The sequence below is a fragment of the Pseudomarimonas salicorniae genome (genome assembly GCF_023156535.1).
GTDB lineage: Bacteria > Pseudomonadota > Gammaproteobacteria > Xanthomonadales > Xanthomonadaceae > Pseudomarimonas > Pseudomarimonas salicorniae.
This window is the reverse complement of sequence record NZ_JALNMH010000008.1, coordinates 158,094-174,379: the sequence shown is the minus strand read 5'-3', so window position 1 is coordinate 174,379 and position 16,286 is coordinate 158,094. Positions and strand designations below refer to the sequence as shown.

At 70.1% G+C, this 16,286-nt stretch carries 13 protein-coding genes; 3 read left to right on the top strand and 10 right to left on the bottom strand.

The window, feature by feature from the left end; genetic code table 11:
• Positions 1-396: 396 nt before the first annotated feature.
• Genes M0G41_RS10875 through M0G41_RS10860 form a run of 4 tightly spaced genes read right to left on the bottom strand, consistent with a single transcriptional unit; the run spans position 397 to position 5,721 of the window.
• Complete coding sequence (locus M0G41_RS10875) at positions 397-2,505, bottom strand: alpha/beta hydrolase family protein (protein ID WP_248209221.1); 2,109 nt, start codon at positions 2,503-2,505, stop codon at positions 397-399.
• Positions 2,502-4,334 (bottom strand): hypothetical protein, encoded by a 1,833-nt coding sequence (locus M0G41_RS10870; protein ID WP_248209220.1) that lies wholly within the window; start codon positions 4,332-4,334, stop codon positions 2,502-2,504. Before M0G41_RS10870 ends, M0G41_RS10875 begins: the two co-directional genes overlap by 4 nt.
• Positions 4,331-5,299: an ABC transporter ATP-binding protein gene (locus M0G41_RS10865; protein ID WP_248209219.1), complete on the bottom strand. Its 969-nt coding sequence runs from the start codon at positions 5,297-5,299 to the stop codon at positions 4,331-4,333. Before M0G41_RS10865 ends, M0G41_RS10870 begins: the two co-directional genes overlap by 4 nt.
• A gap of 11 nt (positions 5,300-5,310) precedes the next feature.
• Positions 5,311-5,721 carry a GntR family transcriptional regulator gene (locus M0G41_RS10860; protein WP_248209218.1) on the bottom strand — a complete coding sequence of 137 codons (411 nt, stop codon included), beginning with the start codon at positions 5,719-5,721 and terminating at the stop codon, positions 5,311-5,313.
• A 537-nt stretch (positions 5,722-6,258) separates the two neighbouring features.
• Here M0G41_RS10860 and M0G41_RS10855 point away from each other — a divergent pair.
• Positions 6,259-7,521, top strand: coding sequence for a dipeptidase (locus M0G41_RS10855; RefSeq protein ID WP_248209217.1), 1,263 nt, complete (start codon positions 6,259-6,261; stop codon positions 7,519-7,521).
• Between the two features lie 620 nt (positions 7,522-8,141).
• Here the strand turns inward: M0G41_RS10855 and M0G41_RS10850 are convergent.
• The 6 genes from M0G41_RS10850 to M0G41_RS10825 form a co-directional block, all read right to left on the bottom strand.
• Positions 8,142-9,335 (bottom strand): sensor histidine kinase, encoded by a 1,194-nt coding sequence (locus M0G41_RS10850; protein WP_248209216.1) that lies wholly within the window; start codon positions 9,333-9,335, stop codon positions 8,142-8,144.
• A complete protein-coding gene (locus tag M0G41_RS10845; protein WP_248209215.1) occupies positions 9,332-10,027 on the bottom strand; it encodes a response regulator transcription factor in 696 nt (231 codons plus the stop codon). The genes M0G41_RS10850 and M0G41_RS10845 overlap by 4 nt, the downstream gene beginning before the upstream one ends.
• Positions 10,020-11,069 (bottom strand): type 1 glutamine amidotransferase domain-containing protein, encoded by a 1,050-nt coding sequence (locus tag M0G41_RS10840; RefSeq protein WP_248209214.1) that lies wholly within the window; start codon positions 11,067-11,069, stop codon positions 10,020-10,022. The genes M0G41_RS10845 and M0G41_RS10840 overlap by 8 nt, the downstream gene beginning before the upstream one ends.
• Before the next feature lie 241 nt (positions 11,070-11,310).
• Complete coding sequence (locus M0G41_RS10835) at positions 11,311-11,922, bottom strand: lysogenization protein HflD (RefSeq protein WP_248209213.1); 612 nt, start codon at positions 11,920-11,922, stop codon at positions 11,311-11,313.
• Positions 11,919-13,010: a tRNA 2-thiouridine(34) synthase MnmA gene (mnmA, locus tag M0G41_RS10830; RefSeq protein ID WP_248209277.1), complete on the bottom strand. Its 1,092-nt coding sequence runs from the start codon at positions 13,008-13,010 to the stop codon at positions 11,919-11,921. Before mnmA ends, M0G41_RS10835 begins: the two co-directional genes overlap by 4 nt.
• Before the next feature lie 14 nt (positions 13,011-13,024).
• Entirely contained in the window at positions 13,025-13,507 is a 483-nt protein-coding gene (locus tag M0G41_RS10825; protein WP_248209212.1) for an NUDIX hydrolase, read from the bottom strand.
• Between the two features lie 73 nt (positions 13,508-13,580).
• On the opposite strand from M0G41_RS10825, the gene clpS reads away from it, so the two are divergent.
• Positions 13,581-13,907: an ATP-dependent Clp protease adapter ClpS gene (gene clpS, locus M0G41_RS10820; RefSeq protein WP_248209211.1), complete on the top strand. Its 327-nt coding sequence runs from the start codon at positions 13,581-13,583 to the stop codon at positions 13,905-13,907.
• A 75-nt stretch (positions 13,908-13,982) separates the two neighbouring features.
• Positions 13,983-16,256, top strand: a complete 2,274-nt coding sequence (gene clpA, locus M0G41_RS10815) for an ATP-dependent Clp protease ATP-binding subunit ClpA (protein WP_248209210.1) — start codon at positions 13,983-13,985, stop codon at positions 16,254-16,256.
• Positions 16,257-16,286: the final 30 nt, after the last annotated feature.

The following is a 16,286-nucleotide window of genomic DNA, read 5'->3' as shown; positions in this document are numbered from 1 at the left end:
GTGGCAGGTGGCGTGCCGTTCGCGGTTCGATACCTCACCGCGAACGGGGGCGCGGTGGCCACGAGCCTCGCTAAGGTCTGTGCCTGCCGCTTCTGGCTCCTCCCGTTGCGGCGCGGAGCGACGTAGGGGGGTGAGGAGGTGCGCTTGCGAGCCGCAGGGTCGCGCGCCGACGAACGCCCGGAGGCTGCGCCGGAGGGCCGGGCGGTTGGGAGGGGGTGGCGCGTCAGCGCCGTGCGCAGCATTGGCGCGGCGAATTTGACCCGCGCGTGGCGATGGCGCAGCACGCTGCGCTGTACGGGCGGTTCGAGAGGGAAGTCTGCGTAGCTGGCGGCGTGCCGTTCGCGGTTCGATACCTCACCGCGAACGAAGGGCGGAGCGTGCGGTGAAACGCCGCGTTCAGGGCGACGTGGACGGAGGCGCGTCGGTCATGCCCTTCGGCCTGGCCGCCGTGGCCGTGGGGCCGAGGCGCTGGTGGCGATCGATAAAGGCGCGCAGCGCAGGCGAGGCGGCTTCCAGGTGGGTGCCGAGGTGGCGGGCGGCGGCGGATTCGTAGAGGTGCAGCACGGCCTCGTAGCCGATCGGGCTGTCGGGCGAGTGGCCCGCCTCGGGGTCGACGAGCAGGGTCGGCGCGTGGCCGGCGCGGGCCAGGTCCGCGGCGTAGCGGCTGATGCTGTTGAGCGGTACGCGATCGTCGCGGGCGCCGGCCCATAGGACGACAGGTGTACGGGTCACGGCGGCGTGGGCCAGCGGAGACTCGCGCTGCATGCGTGCCCGCCAGTCGGCCTCGGCCTGGGGCATGCCGTACTGGGCGAAGACCCGTTCGGCGGGCGGCCCGTCTTCGGGCAGGGCGCTGCCCTCGTTACGCGAGATCCAGCGCATGCCCCAGCCGAGGTCGACCGGCGCCGCGCCGGCGACGGCGACGCGGAAGCGTTCCGTGTGATGGCTGACCGCCAGCAGGCTGGCATAGCCGCCGAAGGAGTGGCCCATGACCGCCTGCCGCGTGGCATCGCCGATGCCCGCGGCAAGCAGATGATCGAGGCCCTCGATGATGTCGGCGAGCACGCGGCCATCTCCCAGCTCCCCGCCGGCGGCCAGCGTGTAGGCGATGCCGTGGCCGGTCGAGCCGCGGAAGTTCGGCTGGAAGACGATGCTGCCGCGGTTGACCAGCAGCTGGACCAGCGCGTCGAAGCCGCCGCGGTCATGGTTGTAGGGGCCGCCGTGGATCAGCGCCACCAAAGGCCCACGGGCGGGGTCGGCCCCGCGGGGCAGGCTGACATAGCCATGCAGCAGCATGCCGTCGCTGGCCCGCCAGCTGATCGGGTGGGCGCGCACGGCCAGTCCTGCATGCGGATCATCGGCCTCGAAGAGAGGGCGGGGTTCGGATCCCTCTTCGTCGAGGAACCAGCGCGAATGGCGGCGATCCGAGCGCTGCGCCTGCACCAGCCAGCGGCGGCCGTCGGCGCTGGCCTGAAGGGCGAGCCGTTCGCCGGGGAGTTGCCGCTGCAGCCGATCGAGGCGGCCCTTGGTGGCGGCATCGACGCCGTGCCAGACGCGCGTCGCGCCGTCGTAGGCCACGGCCAGCCAGCGCGCCTCGGCCTGTGACCAGAGTACGGCGCTGGCATCGGCGCGTCCTGCGGGATCGATATGTTCAAGTCGCGGGCCGCGCTCGGCGGACTCCCAGCGCAGCACCCCGAGCAGGTCCTGCGACTGCTGGGAAAGCAGGCCCAGTGACGAGCCGTCCGCTGCCGCGCCCAACAGCAGGCACTGGCGGATGCCGCGGCAGCGCAGCAGCTCGGTCGCTTCATCGCCCCGATGGTGGCGGACCACGCTGTCATAGTCCTCACCTTCGTAGGCGACGCTGAAGCGGAGCGCCCCGCGGGCATCCAGCAGCAGGTCGCGAACCGGCTGCCGCGCCTCGATCAGGAGTCGGGTCCTGCCGCTCGGGTCGATGCTCAGATAGCGGAACAGCCAGCGGCCCGCGTCATCCACCCGCTCGCTGATCACGGCGTGTCCGGTCGCCTGCGGATCGACGGTGAAGAAGCGCTGGCGCCGCGGCTCGTCCCAGCGATGGATGCGCCGCGGCGGACCGGCCGGCATCGGATACAGCGCAAGGCCCTGGTCGTCGGCCAGCCAGATCCTCCGGCCGTCGCCCGACCAGAGCGCCTCGACCTCGCCGCCCTCGGCCAGCAGTGTCCACTCGCGTCCGCTGTCGAGGTGACGCAGACGCCAGCTGCTGCGCTGCTCGCCGCGCTGGCGGAACAGCAGGTGTTGGCCGTCGGGTGAGAGCTTGGTCTCGCTGACGGCGGGGCGCTCGAGCAGGGCGGCCCGCGGCAGCAGGTCCACCGGTACGGCTGCGGACGCCTCCGCAGCCAGCGCGCGCAGCGCTTCGAGCGTGGTGTCGCCGCTCGCCCCTGCCGGCCCGACCGGCACGGAAAACAGGGCGAGAAGGGCAAGGGCGGCTCGGTGGAGTGAAGGTCGGCGCGGGCGGGATGCGTTCGCATTCATGGACGGCTCGGCGCGCCGCGGCGGGGCTCAAGGCAGATCAGACTGACCAGGGCGGGCAGGCCGATCAGACCGCAGCAGGCGAGCCAGAAGCGCCTGCGGCCAGGCGGCACCGGTTCGCCGCGCAGCCAGAGCCAGGCGCCCAGCGCCGAGGCCGCGAGCAGCAGCAGGGCGATCAGCTGGATCCCGCGGTCGTTCGGCCAGAGCTCCACTTCGAGCGGCGTGGTCAGGCCCTTGTCCAGGGCGCGGTCGGGCCATTCGGACAGGGCGTGCAGGGCGGGCGAGATCCACCAGGCGAGTTGGGAGGCCAGCGGATAGTCGCGCGAGACGGCGCGCTCGTGCAGCGGGGTGGCGACGCCGGTCTCGTCGATGAACACCGTGCACTGCAGCGGGTCGGCCACCTGTGCGAACTGGCTGAAGCCGATCTGGCGCATGCCATCGCCATGGACGAAGGACACCAGCCAGCCCTCCATCAGCTGGGTCAGCAGCACGCTGTCCAGGCGCCCGATGCCGCGCGGCAGCTCAAGCTGCCAGTCGAGCACAGGTGGCGCATGGGCCTGGGTGGCCGCACGATCAGGGCGGTAGGCCATCAGGCGCTGGTTGGTCATCACCAGCAGTCGTCCGAAGGCATGCTGGGGAATCTCGGTGAACCACTCGCCGGCTGGCAGGCGCAGCAGCGGCTGCAGGCGCTGCGCCTCGTCATCGATGGCAAACAGTGCGTCCCGCGTCATCAGATGTCCCTCCGGGGCGGCGATCGGCACCTCGGCGAAGGGCTGGGCGTCGCCGGCGCCAGCGAGGCCCCACTCCCCGCGGGCGGCGCCGGTGCGCGGATCGCGACCGTGGAAGCGCATGCTGTCGTGGCTGAAGGTCCAGACGATGCTGCGCTCCTCGTCGATGAAGGCCGCCGGCAGCGGCAGGTTGAGCAGCTGGTGGCGCTGCGGATAGCGCTGCAGGTAGGGGCCGAAGGCTTCGACTTCGAGCAGGGGCAGCTGCTCGCGCCAAGCGTCGGCGCGCGGGTCGGCGCTGCCGGCCAGGCCCAGGCCCAGTGCTTCGTGCGGGGGCAGGCGCGACAGCTCGATCAGCCCGCCCTGTGGCGGATACTCGGTGTTAAGGGGGTCGGTGCCGAGCAGGATGCCGGTGGTGACGAATCCCGCCTGGCCCAGCTTGAACAGCAGCACGAACACGCCGAGCTGGAGGGGCAGGGCGGTCAGCAGCAGGGGCAGGGGGCGCTTGAGCGGCTCGTTGCGGTTGGCCCGGACGCTGTGCAGGGCGACCACGGCCAGCCAGGCCAGCATCAGCGAGACCGGAACCAGCAGCCACCAGACCGAGACCAGATGCATGGCCAGCAGCAGGGGCGTGGCGAGCACCGCGATGGCCGCGCGATGCCGGCTGAGGACGGCGTGGCAGCCGATCAGCCATGCCATCATCGCGTAGGCGAGGCTGTGCACGGCCGCCAGCACGTGTCGCAGGTCGACCACCCGTGCGGTGAAGGCCTCGGCGCCGAACAGCAGCAGCCACTGCGGCAGCAGGATGACCAGGGCCAGCAGGCAGAGTGCGGACACCGAGAGCGCGGCGAAGATGCGCGAAGGCGCCAGCGGGCGGTGCATCAGCCACATCCACTGGCTCGGCTTGCGGTAGCTGCCGACCTGGTAGAGGGCGAGGGCCAGACCCAACAGCAGGTAGAGCGCGAACAGCGGCAGCGCCTCGAACCAGGTCTGCTGCAGCAGGTTGTGCATGCGCTGGACGAAGAGCAGGCCCAGCAGGTGCAGGCCGGCTAGCAGCAGGGCCACGCCGCGGAAGCGGCGCAGCTCGGATCGGAACAGGTCATTCATCGGCTTGCCTCCGTCGGGGCTGCGTGGCCGCGGGTCAGGAAGGCATTGACCGCGCGCTCGAGCCCGACCGCGCCGCGCAACACGCGCCGCGCGCCGGCCGCCTCCAGGCGCTGGGCGAAGTCCTCGCCGTGGTCAAGCACCAGGTAGTGGAACAGCCCATCGATGCGCTGCACCTGCAGCACACCGGGCAGGTCCGCCGTCTTGCCCGGCGTGAAGGGCATCTCGGCCACCCACAGGCTGACCCGGCGGCAGAAGTCATCAGGTGCCGACATGTGCATCAGCCGGCCGCGCTCCAGGATGATCAGGTTGTCGGCGAGCCGCTCGATCTCCTCCATCTGGTGCGAGCAGTAGATGATCGTGCAGTCGGACTCGTCGACCGATTCGAGTACGGTTTCGAGCAGGGCCCGGCGGGCGACCACGTCGAGGCCGAGTGTGGGCTCGTCGAGGATCAGCAGCTCGGGGCGCTGGGCGAGGGCCATCGCCAGGTTCACCCCGGCGCGCTCGCCGCGGGACAGCTCGCGGATGCGCTGGCTGGCGTCGACATTGAAGTGCTCGGCGATGTGCCGGTAGCGGGCCTCGTCCCAGCGCGGATACAGCCGGCGCTGCATGGCGACCACCTCGTCGACCCGCAGCCAGGCCGGCAGGCTGTGCTCTTCGTTGACGAAGCCGATGCGCGCACGGTCCCCGGCGCTGAGCGACGCGCAGTCACGGCCGAGGATGCGTGCGCGGCCGGAGGTCGGCGACTGGAAGCCGAGCAGGATGCGGAACAGCGAGGACTTGCCCGCGCCGTTGGCGCCGACAATGGCGTGGATGCGCCCACGCGGGATCGACAGGCTAAGGGCGTCGAGCGCGTTGCGCCGCCCGTAGCTGAGGGTGAGCGCCTCGGTCTCGATCACCGGCTCGCCGGCCGGCAGGGAAGGGACCGGCACGGCGGCCGGGACGACGGAAAGATGGGTCGCTGACATGGTCGTCTCCTTCAGGCCGAGCGCCGCTCAAGGCAGGGCGCCAGCGCTTCGCCGACCCGGTCCAGCACCACCTCCAGCGGATAGCCGAGGCCAACCACCTCGGCCGCGAAACCCTGCACGGCAAGGCCCAGCCGCCGCTCCCGCTCCGCCTCCGAATAGCGCTGCCGCGGCTCGGCGACGAACAGCCCGAGCCCCTGCCGCGAGTCGAGCCAGCCCTCGCTGCTCAGTTCGCCGTAGGCCTTGGCGACGGTGTTCGGGTTGATCGTCAACTGCTGCGCAAGGCCGCGCACACTCGGCAGCTGGGCGCCGACGGGCAGCTCGCCCGTGGCGATCAGCCGGCGCACGCCATCGCAGATCTGCTTCACGATCGGCCGCGGATCGGCGGCGCTCAGCTCAAGCATCAGGGGAACGGTTCGGGACATCGGTGCACCTGCTGTACTGTGACGACTAGTACAGTAGTGACGGTTGGGGGGTGCGTCAACCCCGGATTGGCTGGCCGGGTTCCCTGGAGCAGGCGGGGGCGGTGTTGGGATGCGGTCAGCGCAGCACGCTGCGCTCTACAGGTGGGGTCGGGCGAGGTGCGGCGTGGCGGGTGGCGAGCCGTTCGCGGTTCGATACCTCACCGCGAACGGGGGCGGTGTGGCGATGAGGTTCTACAAGATCTGTAGCGGTCGCTTCTAGCCCCTCCCCTTGCACCGCGAAGCGACGTAGGGGGGTGAGGAGGCGCGCTTGCGAGCCGCAGGGTCGCGCGCCGAGGAACGCCCGGAGGCTGCGCCGGAGGGCCGGGCGGTTGGGAGGGGGTTGGCGCGCCAGCGCCGGGTGCAGGGTTGGGGCGGAGAAAGGACATGCGCTTGCCGATCAGCGCAGCACGCTGCGCTCTACGGGGTGGGTGGTGGGCGCAGGCTGCGATGCGGGCAGATCTGGTCGATACTGGCCAGCCCCGCGTTGACGGACCTGACATGCCGAGAGTGAATGCCTTTCAACGCACCCGCCTGGGTTTCGCGCTTGCCGCCCTGTCGCTGTGCGCCACGTCGGCGCTGGCGGCGCCTGCCGCCTGCGAGCGGCGGGAGGTCAGCGAGGACCAGGCCTGGGCGCTGCATTCGAAGCTGCTGACCCTCGACACCCATATCGATCTCGGTCGCGGCTATGCCTCGCATACGCTGGATCCCGGCCGCTTCACCCGGGCCCAGAACGACCTGCCGAAGATGCGCGCCGGCGGGCTGGATGCCGCCTTCCTGATCATCTACACCGGGCAGGCCAAGGTGGACGGCGAGGGTTACGCGGCGGCGAGGGCGAATGCCGAGGATGACTTCCGCCGCATCCAGCGCCTGGTCCGCGCCTATCCGGACCAGGTCGCGCTGGCGCGCTCCGCCGACGAAGTCGTCGAGCTGCATCGGCAGGGACGCATCGCCGTGCTGCTCGGGATGGAGAACGCCTATCCGCTCGGCGACTCGGTGGCCGATGTCGGCCTCTGGGCCGAGCGCGGCGTGCGCTATGTCGGCCTCACCCATATGGGACACAACCAGTTTGGCGGCAGCTCGAACCCGAATGCCGAACTGGGCGACGGCACCGAGGATGCCGGCCTGACCGAACTGGGACGCGAGCTGGTCCGCAGCCTCAATGACCACGGCGTGCTGGTCGATATCTCGCACGTCGGAAAACGATCCATGATGGAGGCGACCCGTCTGTCGCGGGCGCCGGTGATCGCTTCGCACTCGGGGGCGAGCGGCGTGTATGCGAACGCGCGCAACCTCGATGACGAGCAGCTCGACGCGATCCGCGAGAACGGCGGCGTGGCGCAGATGGTGGCTTTCCGCAGCTACGTCGCCGAGGTCGATCCCGCCCTGGCCGCCGGCATCGCCGCCCTGCGCAGCGTGTACATCGGGAACGGCTGGGATGCGGCCAGCGACGCCGACATCGAGGCCTACGCCGCGGGCGTCGCCGCGCTGCGCGCCAAGCATCCGGACGTCACCCTGGCGCAGTTCGTCGACCATATCGACCATGCCGTGCGGCGCATCGGCATCGAGCATGTCGGCATCGCCTCCGACTTTGATGGCGGCGGCGGTGTGCAGGGCTGGGACGATGCCTCAGAGACCGCCAACGTCACCCGCGAGCTGATGGCCCGCTGCTACAGCGAGTCGCAGATCCAGGCGCTGTGGAGCGGCAATCTCCTGCGCGCCCTCCGCGCCGCCGAGAAGGCGAAAAGCCAGGCTGCGTCTTGACGCAACGACGCGCGTCGCACGGTGCGACGCGCGTGATCCCGTCGGCGGCGCTGACCGTGCGACCCTCAGGTTGTCCCAACCGGACGTTCCGCCGCCCGTCGCGCGGTTGCGTATTGCCAGCGATGTGACCGGGGCTTGCCAGCCTGGATGACCAGCGTCGCCAGCCGCTCTGACCGCGATAGGAATGCCGTTTGCCCACTTCCGGCAGTCTTCTGACCGGCTGATACCGACCCGGAGTGAGCCGTCGCCGATGCGAGCTTCGGGCGCGAAGTTCGCATTCGCCCCGGTCCCGCTGTAGGAGCCAGCTTGCTGGCGATAGGCGCCCCGGATGGGACGATCGCCAGCAAGCTGGCTCCTACATTCGGGTGTTGTGGAATGTCTGCTTCGCGCCCGGAGTTCACCTTCCGCTACGCTCACTCCTGGCCGGTTCCGGCCGGTCGCACCACTGTCGGTCGTGGTCAGTCGAACTGCCGGGCGTGGTCAGAGTTGCTGGCAAAGGCGGTCAACTGGCGTGGCGAACGTGGTCAGATGGGTGGCGGGTTGCACGCAGTCGCGCACGGGGTGCCAAGGACGCCGTCGAACGCCTGACCTGACGCATCGCGAATCGCGCCGGCCTTCAATCAGTCCACAGACGACGCCACCGGCGCCGCATGCACCCGAAACCTGGTGCCCTCGGCATCGCAGTCCAGCGTCCAGCCGATTCGCGACAGCAGGCGCTTCGACAGCTCCAGCCCGAGGCCGAAGCCGGGCCGGTCGTTGCCCTCGTCCCAGGAATTCTCGACGCGGAGCGAATTCCGCCCCAGCTGCACGCTGACCTGGCCCGGCGCGCCGTGCTGGATGGCATTCAGCAGCAGGTTGCCGAGCACCGCTTCGACGGCGGCCAGCGGCAGCGACCAATGCAGCGGTGCCGCGACTTCGCAGTGCAGACTCTGTCCGCGCTGCCCGGCCAGCGGGGCCAGCTCATCGCAGAGCGCGCGCGCCGCGCTGCCGATCTCGACCGGCTCGGTGACCGGCGTCTGCTCGCCCAGCCAGAGCACCGCCGCGCTGGCGCGGTCAAGGCGCTGCAGGCTGCGCTGCAGTCGGAGGTAGCTTCCCGGTGCCGAGCCGGTATCGGTCAGGGAGGCCAGCGCCAGCCGCGCTCCCTGCAGCGGAGTGCGCAGCTCGTGGGCCAGGAAGCGCAGGGTTTCGCGCTCGCGCTCGACGGCCTCCAGCCGCTGTTGCAGGGAGTCGGCGAGGGCCAGCCCGAAGCGCCGGAACTCCTGAACAGGCTGTTCCGTCGCGAGTCGGCGCAGTGCGGCGACGTCGCCTTCGCCCTCGATGGCGTCGAGCAGGCCGGAGAGCCCGCGCTCGATGCGCCGGACGAAGCGCCGCGCCAGCCAGGCTGCGAGCATCAGGATCAGGCCCAGCAGCACCAGCACGCTGGGCGCGATGCGGCGCAGTTTCTCGCCCACGCGCAGCTCGTCGCCGGCATCGATGACCAGGAAGCGCGCCTCGCCGGCCTCGGCGGGCAGGCTGCGCAGGTGCAGGTAGCGGCCGTCCTCCAGCCGGTACTCGCGCAGGGCGCGGGGCGGCAGTGACTCAAGGCCTGGCTGCAGGGCCGCCGGCAGGTCCTCCGTCCGCAGGCGCTGCACCGGTGGGCTCGGGGCCACGCCGCGGGCCAGGGCCGCCTCGGCGTCGAGCAGGCGCTGGTCGATAAAGCTGTCTTCGAGCACGTACAGGGCGGTCGCCGCGACGAGGCCGAATCCGAGCAGCAGGACCAGGACGAAGCCGGCCCACTGCAGGCCGAGCAGCCGGGACAGCGAACGTGCCTTCACGGGGCGTCCCCGAAACGCACGCCGAGGCCGCGCACGCTGTGCACCGGGGCTTCGTCGAAGGCCTCGCGAAGCTGGCGGCGCAGGGCATAGAGATGGGTGCGCAGGTCGTCGTCCTCGCCGGCCTCGCCCCACAGCGCCTCGCCCAGTTCGGCGCGGCTGGCGCAGCCGGGGCTGGCCTGCATCAGGCAGCGGAGCAGGCGCGAGGCCGAGGCGGAGAGCTGCAGCGAAGTCCCGTCGCGTTCGAGCAGCCCGCGCTGCGGATCAAGCCGATAGCCCGCCGCCTCGATCCAGCCCCCACCGCGCGCCGGCAGGTGCCGGCACAGGGCGCGGATGCGCGCGGCCAGCTCGGCTGGTTCAAAGGGCTTTACCACGTAGTCCACCGCGCCGGCGGCGAAGCCGGCCAGGCGGTCCTCGAGCTGGCCGCGGGCGGTGAGGAAGAGCACCGGAGGGGTGTCGGCGGCGTCCTGCTTCAGCCGCCGGCACAGGCTGAGCCCGTCCTCGCCCGGCAGCTGCACGTCGAACAGCCAGAGGTCGAAGCGGCCCTCCAGGAGGCGCGCGCCGGCCTCCCGCGCGCTGGCGGCATGCTCCACCTCGATGCCGCGCGGCGCGAGGTAGTCGACAATGCCGCCGGCGACGTCGAGATCGTCCTCGACCAGCAACACATGCAACTTCGGCGGCGCGCGATCAGTCACGGGCCAGGCGGGCGAGGTCGACCATGCGTCCGATGTCCCGACGCATGCCGGCGATCAGGGCGTGCATCAGCAGCAGGCGGTTATCGACGGTGCCCAGACTCGATTTGAGGTCGCGGGCCGCGTCAAGGCCGTGGCGGTGCAGGTGGTGCATCAGGTCGACGGCCCGCTCCTCCGAACTGCGCGGCCGCGGCGCCGGTTCGACGCCGAGCGCGCGAACGGTCTCCTCGGCCAGCGCCCAGGTCGACCAGGGGTTCTGTCCGGTCAGCACGCGGCCGTCGCGGACGACATTCTCCAGATACATGGGGCCCTCGATGAACTGCGCCTGCGCAGCCAGCCCATCCTGCAGCATGAAGCCCAGCTCGTGCACCGGGTCGTCGATCAGGAACAGCTCCTCGGCATTGCTGAAGCCAGTGACCTGCCGGCCGGCGAGCAGGCTGCGGCCTTCCGCAAGCTCGACGCCGATCAGGGCGGCGGGGCCGTGGCAGACGGCGGCCAGCACGCCGCCGGCATCGTAGACCTCGGCAAGGATGCGCCGCAGCGCCGGGTCGCCATGCAGGTCGAGCATGGCCCCCTTGCCGCCGACGATGTAGACCGCGGCGTAGCGCGCAGGATCGATCTCGTCGAGACGCAACGTTTCACGCACCGCGGCCTGGGTGTCCGGCTCGTTGAGGAAGGCGTAGTCGGCGTCGACCAGGTCGTCGTCCAGCACCTGCGGCGGCTTGCCACCCTGGGGGCTGGCGATGTCGATGGCGAAACCCGCGGCCTCGAACACCCACCAGGCCCGCGACAGCTCGGTCAGTTCATAGCCTGCGCGTTTGCTGCCGCCCAGCATGCGCTCGGCGCTGCTGACCACCGCGAGGATGCGACCACGCTCCGCGCTCGGCGTGGCGGGCACCCAGCCCAGATCCGCGCGTCGCGCCTGCGGGTCTCCGCCGCTGTGGCTGAAGTCGATGCCCTTCAGCCACAGCCAGCCGGCAAGAATCAGCAGCGGGGGCAGGGACAGCAGGGCCAGGGTCCAGCGAATCCAGCGTTTCTTCAGCATGGTGGTCTCCTCGAATCCTTGGGAAGGGTGCGAGGTGAGTCTGGGTGGCTGGGCTCAGGTGAATCTCAAATCGGTGAGCGGCGGCGAAGCTGCGCGCTTTGCGGCCAGGCAGCGCCAAGGGGCAGCGCAGCAAGCTGCGCTGTACGGGGGCATGCGGAATCTGCGGGGTGGCGGGTGTCGTGCCGTTCGCGGTTCGATACCTCACCGCGAACGGTGCCGCGGCCTTGTGCCGCGCAGGCTCCTAGGGGAGGGTGCCGAGCCAGCGCTTGGCCGACTGGGCGATCTGCCCGCGGCGCAGGAAGAGGTCCCAGTAGCTGCCGCCCAGCTGGCGCCAGAGCACGGCCGAGCGGACGGCCGCGAGCAGCAGGGCGCGGATGGCCATCACCACCTCGTTGCGCGAGAGCTGCTGCGGATCGCCCTGGACCAGCACCCGCGGCGACAGGGTGCTGATGGTGCGCGCGTAGAGCTCGCCCAGTTCGGCCAGCAGGGCCGGGTCGGCCGGGCCTTCGCGCAGGTGCTGGGGGGCCAGGCGCAGGATGCCGTCCTGGATCTTCTGCATCAGGTCGCGGCGGCCGGCGAGCTTGCGCTCGACCTGCAGCACGGTGAAGGCGATGCGGCCCTGGGTGGCGCTGCTGCCGGGCTGGCCGCCGGCATGCGCGGCGAGCAGGGAGAGCCCCTTGCGCAGCTGTTCCGGGCCGCCGAACACCGCCTCGGTGGAGTCGGCGTCGATGCGGAAGATCGAATCGATGGCGGTCGCGAGGGCAGCGGGATCCCCCTTGCCTTCGCCGGCCAGCTCGACCACCGCATCGGCTGCCTGCAGCAGACCCGCCAGCGCCAACGCACGTTCCTTCATGCCGCCTCCTGCTTGGCCAGGGCGGGGGCGTCGGTGGCATCGATCACCGCGCCGCCCAGGCATTCATCCTGAACATAGAAAACCACCGACTGTCCGGGCGTGACCGCCCGCTGCGGCGCCGCGAAGCGCACGTCCAGCCGGCCACTTTCGCCGATCTCGACCTCGCAGTCGACATCCTGCTGGCGGTAGCGTGTCTTGGCCGTGCAGGCGAAGCGGCCCGCGGGCGGCGCGCCGGCGGTCCAGCTGGCCTGCGAGGCCTGCAGTTTCCGGCTGAACAGCCAGCGGCTGTCGTGGCCCTGGTCGACATACAGGATATTGCGCTCGACGTCCTTGCCGACCACGAACCAGGGCGCCTGAGGGCGTCCGCGCAGGCCGCCCAGCTGCAGGCCCTCGCGCTGGCCGAGGGTGAAGTAGAAGACCCCGGGATGCTCGCCGAGCACGCAGCCGGCGGGATCGCGGATCTCGCCGGGTGTTGCCGGCAGGTAGCGCGAAAGAAAACTGCGGAAGTCGCGCTCGCCGATGAAACAGATCCCGGTCGAGTCGCGCTTGGCGTGCACCGGCAGGCGGGCCTCCTCGGCGAGCCGGCGCACCGCGGATTTCTCCAGCTCGCCGATCGGGAATTCGGTGGCCGACAGCGCCTCCTGGCCCAGCGCGTGCAGGAAATAGCTCTGGTCCTTGCCGGCGTCGCGGCCGCGGAGCAGGCGGAAGCGGTCGCCGACCCGGTCGATGCGCGCATAGTGGCCGGTGGCGATGCGCCCGGCGCCCAGCGCGCGGGCATGGTCGAGAAAGCTGCGGAACTTGATCTCGCGGTTGCAGAGCACGTCGGGGTTGGGCGTGCGCCCGGCGCGGTACTCGGCAATGAAGTGCTCGAAAACGCCCTTCCAGTACTCGTCGGCAAAGTTCGCGCTTTGGAAGGGCACGCCGAGCTGGGCGCAGACCTTGAGCGCGTCGCGGCGATCCTCCTCGGCGCGGCAGCCTTCGCCCTCCTCCTCCCAGTTCTTCATGAACAGGCCGCCGACCTGCACGCCCCGACGCTGCAGCAGCAGCAGGCTGACCGCACTGTCGACCCCGCCGGACACGCCGACCATGGTGGCCGCCTGGCTCACAGGGCGCGGATCCGGTCCAGCGGCAGGGGCGGGGCGGCCAGGGCGTCGTCGACCGCCTGCATCACCAGCGGGCTGCGCAGGCGGCTGCGCGCGGCCTGCATCTCTTCGGGAGACAGCCACAGGGCGCGCTCGATGCCCGTATCCAGCGGCCGTTCGGCGTGATGGTGCAGGGCCTCGGCAGCGAAGGCGAAACGCAGGAAGTGGATGCCGTCCGGCGCCTGCCACTGGTAGACGCCAACCAGGCCGGTCAGGCGCACCTCCCAGCCCGATTCTTCCAGGGTCTCGCGGACCGCGGCGTCGACAAGGGACTCGCCAGCCTCGACGTGCCCGGCCGGCTGGTTCAGCACCAGCTCGCCGCGCACGCGTTCCTCGACCAGAAGGAAACGGCCCTCGCGATGGATCACGCAGGCGACAGTGAGATCGGGGTGAAAAGGCGCGGCCCCAGTCTCGGCTGGGTTCGGAAACGGCAAGGAATTCATTGCCTTAATGGTACACGACGCGCTCACATCCGGTGCCGCCAAAGGCCGTGCCGGCTGGCGGTATGATGCGCCCATGAGCCAAGGCAATCCCCCCGAACGAGAACACGACCATGGACTGGCGGTCGAGACCGCCAAGCCGGAAACCCAGCGTCCGCAGATGTTCCAGGTGGTGCTGCTCAACGACGACTACACCCCAATGGAGTTCGTCGTCGAAGTGCTGCAGATCTTCTTCAACCTGAACCGTGAACGCGCCACCCAGATCATGATGCACGTGCATACCCGCGGCCGCGGCATCTGCGGCGTGTTCACGCGGGAAGTGGCAGAAACGAAGGTAGCCCAGGTCAACGATTTTTCGCGGCACCATGAACACCCGCTGATGTGCACGATGGAACCGGCCTGATTCGCCCACATCTGTAGCTTGTCGGGGGTGCGTATCCCCGGGAAAGCCCACCGGGCAAAGGAGAAGCAAGACGCCATGTTCAGCAAGGACCTCGAGTTCAGCATCGGCCAGTGCTACAAGCAGGCGCGCGAGGCGCGGCATGAGTTCATGACCGTCGAACACCTGCTGCTCGCGCTGCTGGAAAACCCCAGTGCGCTGGCCGTGCTTCGGGCCTGTCATGGGGACGTCGCCCGGCTCGGGTCGGACCTGCGCGGGATCATCTCCGAGACGGTGCCGGTGCTGCCGGCAGACGACGGCCGCGACACCCAGCCGACGCTGGGATTCCAGCGTGTGCTGCAGCGGGCTGTCTATCACGTGCAGAGTTCAGGCAAGAAGGAGGTCACCGGCGCCAACGTGCTGGTGGCGATCTTCGGCGAGAAGGACTCCCACGCGGTGTACTTCCTCAACCAGCAGGAGATCACCCGTCTCGACGTGGTGAACTATATTTCCCACGGCGTGGCCAAGCTCGGTGGCGAGGCGCCACGCATCGAGGGCGAGCCGACCAAGGACGGCGATCCGGAGGAGGCCAAGGCCAACCCGCTCGGCGAGTTCGCCACCAACCTCAACGAGCAGGCGGCGGCGGGCAAGATCGACCCGCTGATCGGCCGTGCCGAGGAGCTGGAGCGCACCATCCAGGTGCTCTGCCGCCGGCGCAAGAACAATCCTCTGTTTGTCGGCGAGGCCGGTGTCGGCAAGACTGCGCTGGCCGAAGGGCTGGCCAAACGCATCGTCGACGGCGAGGTGCCCGAGGTGCTGGCCGAAGCGACCATCTTCTCGCTCGACCTCGGCGCCCTGGTCGCCGGCACCAAGTATCGCGGCGACTTCGAGAAGCGCCTGAAGTCGGTGATCGCCCAGCTGAAGAAGACGCCGGGCGCGATCCTCTTCATCGACGAGATCCACACCATCATCGGCGCCGGCTCGGCCTCGGGCGGCACCATGGATGCCTCCAACCTGATCAAGCCGGTGCTGGCCTCGGGTGAGCTGCGCTGCATCGGCTCGACGACGTTCCAGGAATATCGCGGGGTGTTCGAGAAGGATCGCGCCCTGGCCCGGCGCTTCCAGAAGATCGACATCGTCGAGCCCTCGGTGGCGGAGGCGGTGGAGATCCTCAAGGGCCTCGCCGCCCGCTTCGAGGAGCATCACCAGGTCGAGTATCACCCTGACGCCCTGCAGGCCGCGGTGGATCTGTCGGTGAAGCACATCGGCGACCGCCTGTTGCCGGACAAGGCCATCGACGTCATCGACGAGGCCGGCGCCCGCCAGCGCCTGCTGCCGGAGAACACCCGCAAGAGCGTGGTCGACGTGCCGGAGATCGAGCTGATCGTCGCCCGCATGGCGCGCATCCCGCCCAAGCAGGTGTCGGCCTCCGACCGCGATGTGCTGAAGCTGCTCGACCGCAACCTGAAGATGGTCGTGTTCGGCCAGGACGAGGCGATCGATTCGCTGGCCTCGGCGATCAAGATGGCCCGCTCGGGCCTCGGCAATCCCGACAAGCCGATCGGCAGCTTCCTGTTCGCCGGCCCGACCGGCGTCGGCAAGACCGAGGTCACCCGGCAGCTGGCCATGCAGCTCGGCATCGAGCTGGTCCGCTTCGACATGTCCGAGTACATGGAGCCGCATTCGGTGTCGCGCCTGATCGGTGCGCCCCCGGGCTACGTCGGCTTCGACCAGGGCGGCCTGCTGACCGAGAAGATCGTCAAGACGCCGCACTGCGTGCTGCTGCTCGACGAAATCGAGAAGGCCCATCCGGACGTGTTCAACATCCTGCTTCAGGTCATGGACCGCGGTGTGCTGACCGATACCAACGGCCGCGAGGCGAACTTCCGCAACGTGGTGCTGGTGATGACCACCAACGCCGGCGCTGTGCAGGCCTCGCGTCGCTCGATCGGCTTCACCCAGCAGGACCACAGCAGCGACGCGATGGAAGTCATTCGCCGCACCTTCACGCCGGAATTCCGCAACCGGCTGGACACCATCATCCAGTTCAAGGCGCTGGACATCGACCACATCCTGCGCGTGGTCGACAAGTTCATCATCGAGCTGGAAACCCAGCTGCAGGAGAAGCATGTCGCCCTCAACGTCGAGCCCGAGGCCCGGCGCTGGCTGGCCGAACACGGCTTCGATCCGCAGATGGGCGCCCGCCCGATGGCGCGCGTCATCCAGGACAGGATCAAGCGTGCCCTGGCCGACGAGCTGCTGTTTGGCGCCCTGCTCGGCGGGGGCCGGGTCACCGTCCGCGTCGAGGATGGCGAACTGAAGGTCGACTGCTACGCTGACGCCGATCGCCTGCTGCCGGCGACGGTGGACTAGCTCGGGTCTGCGGGCCGCCCGAGGGGTGGC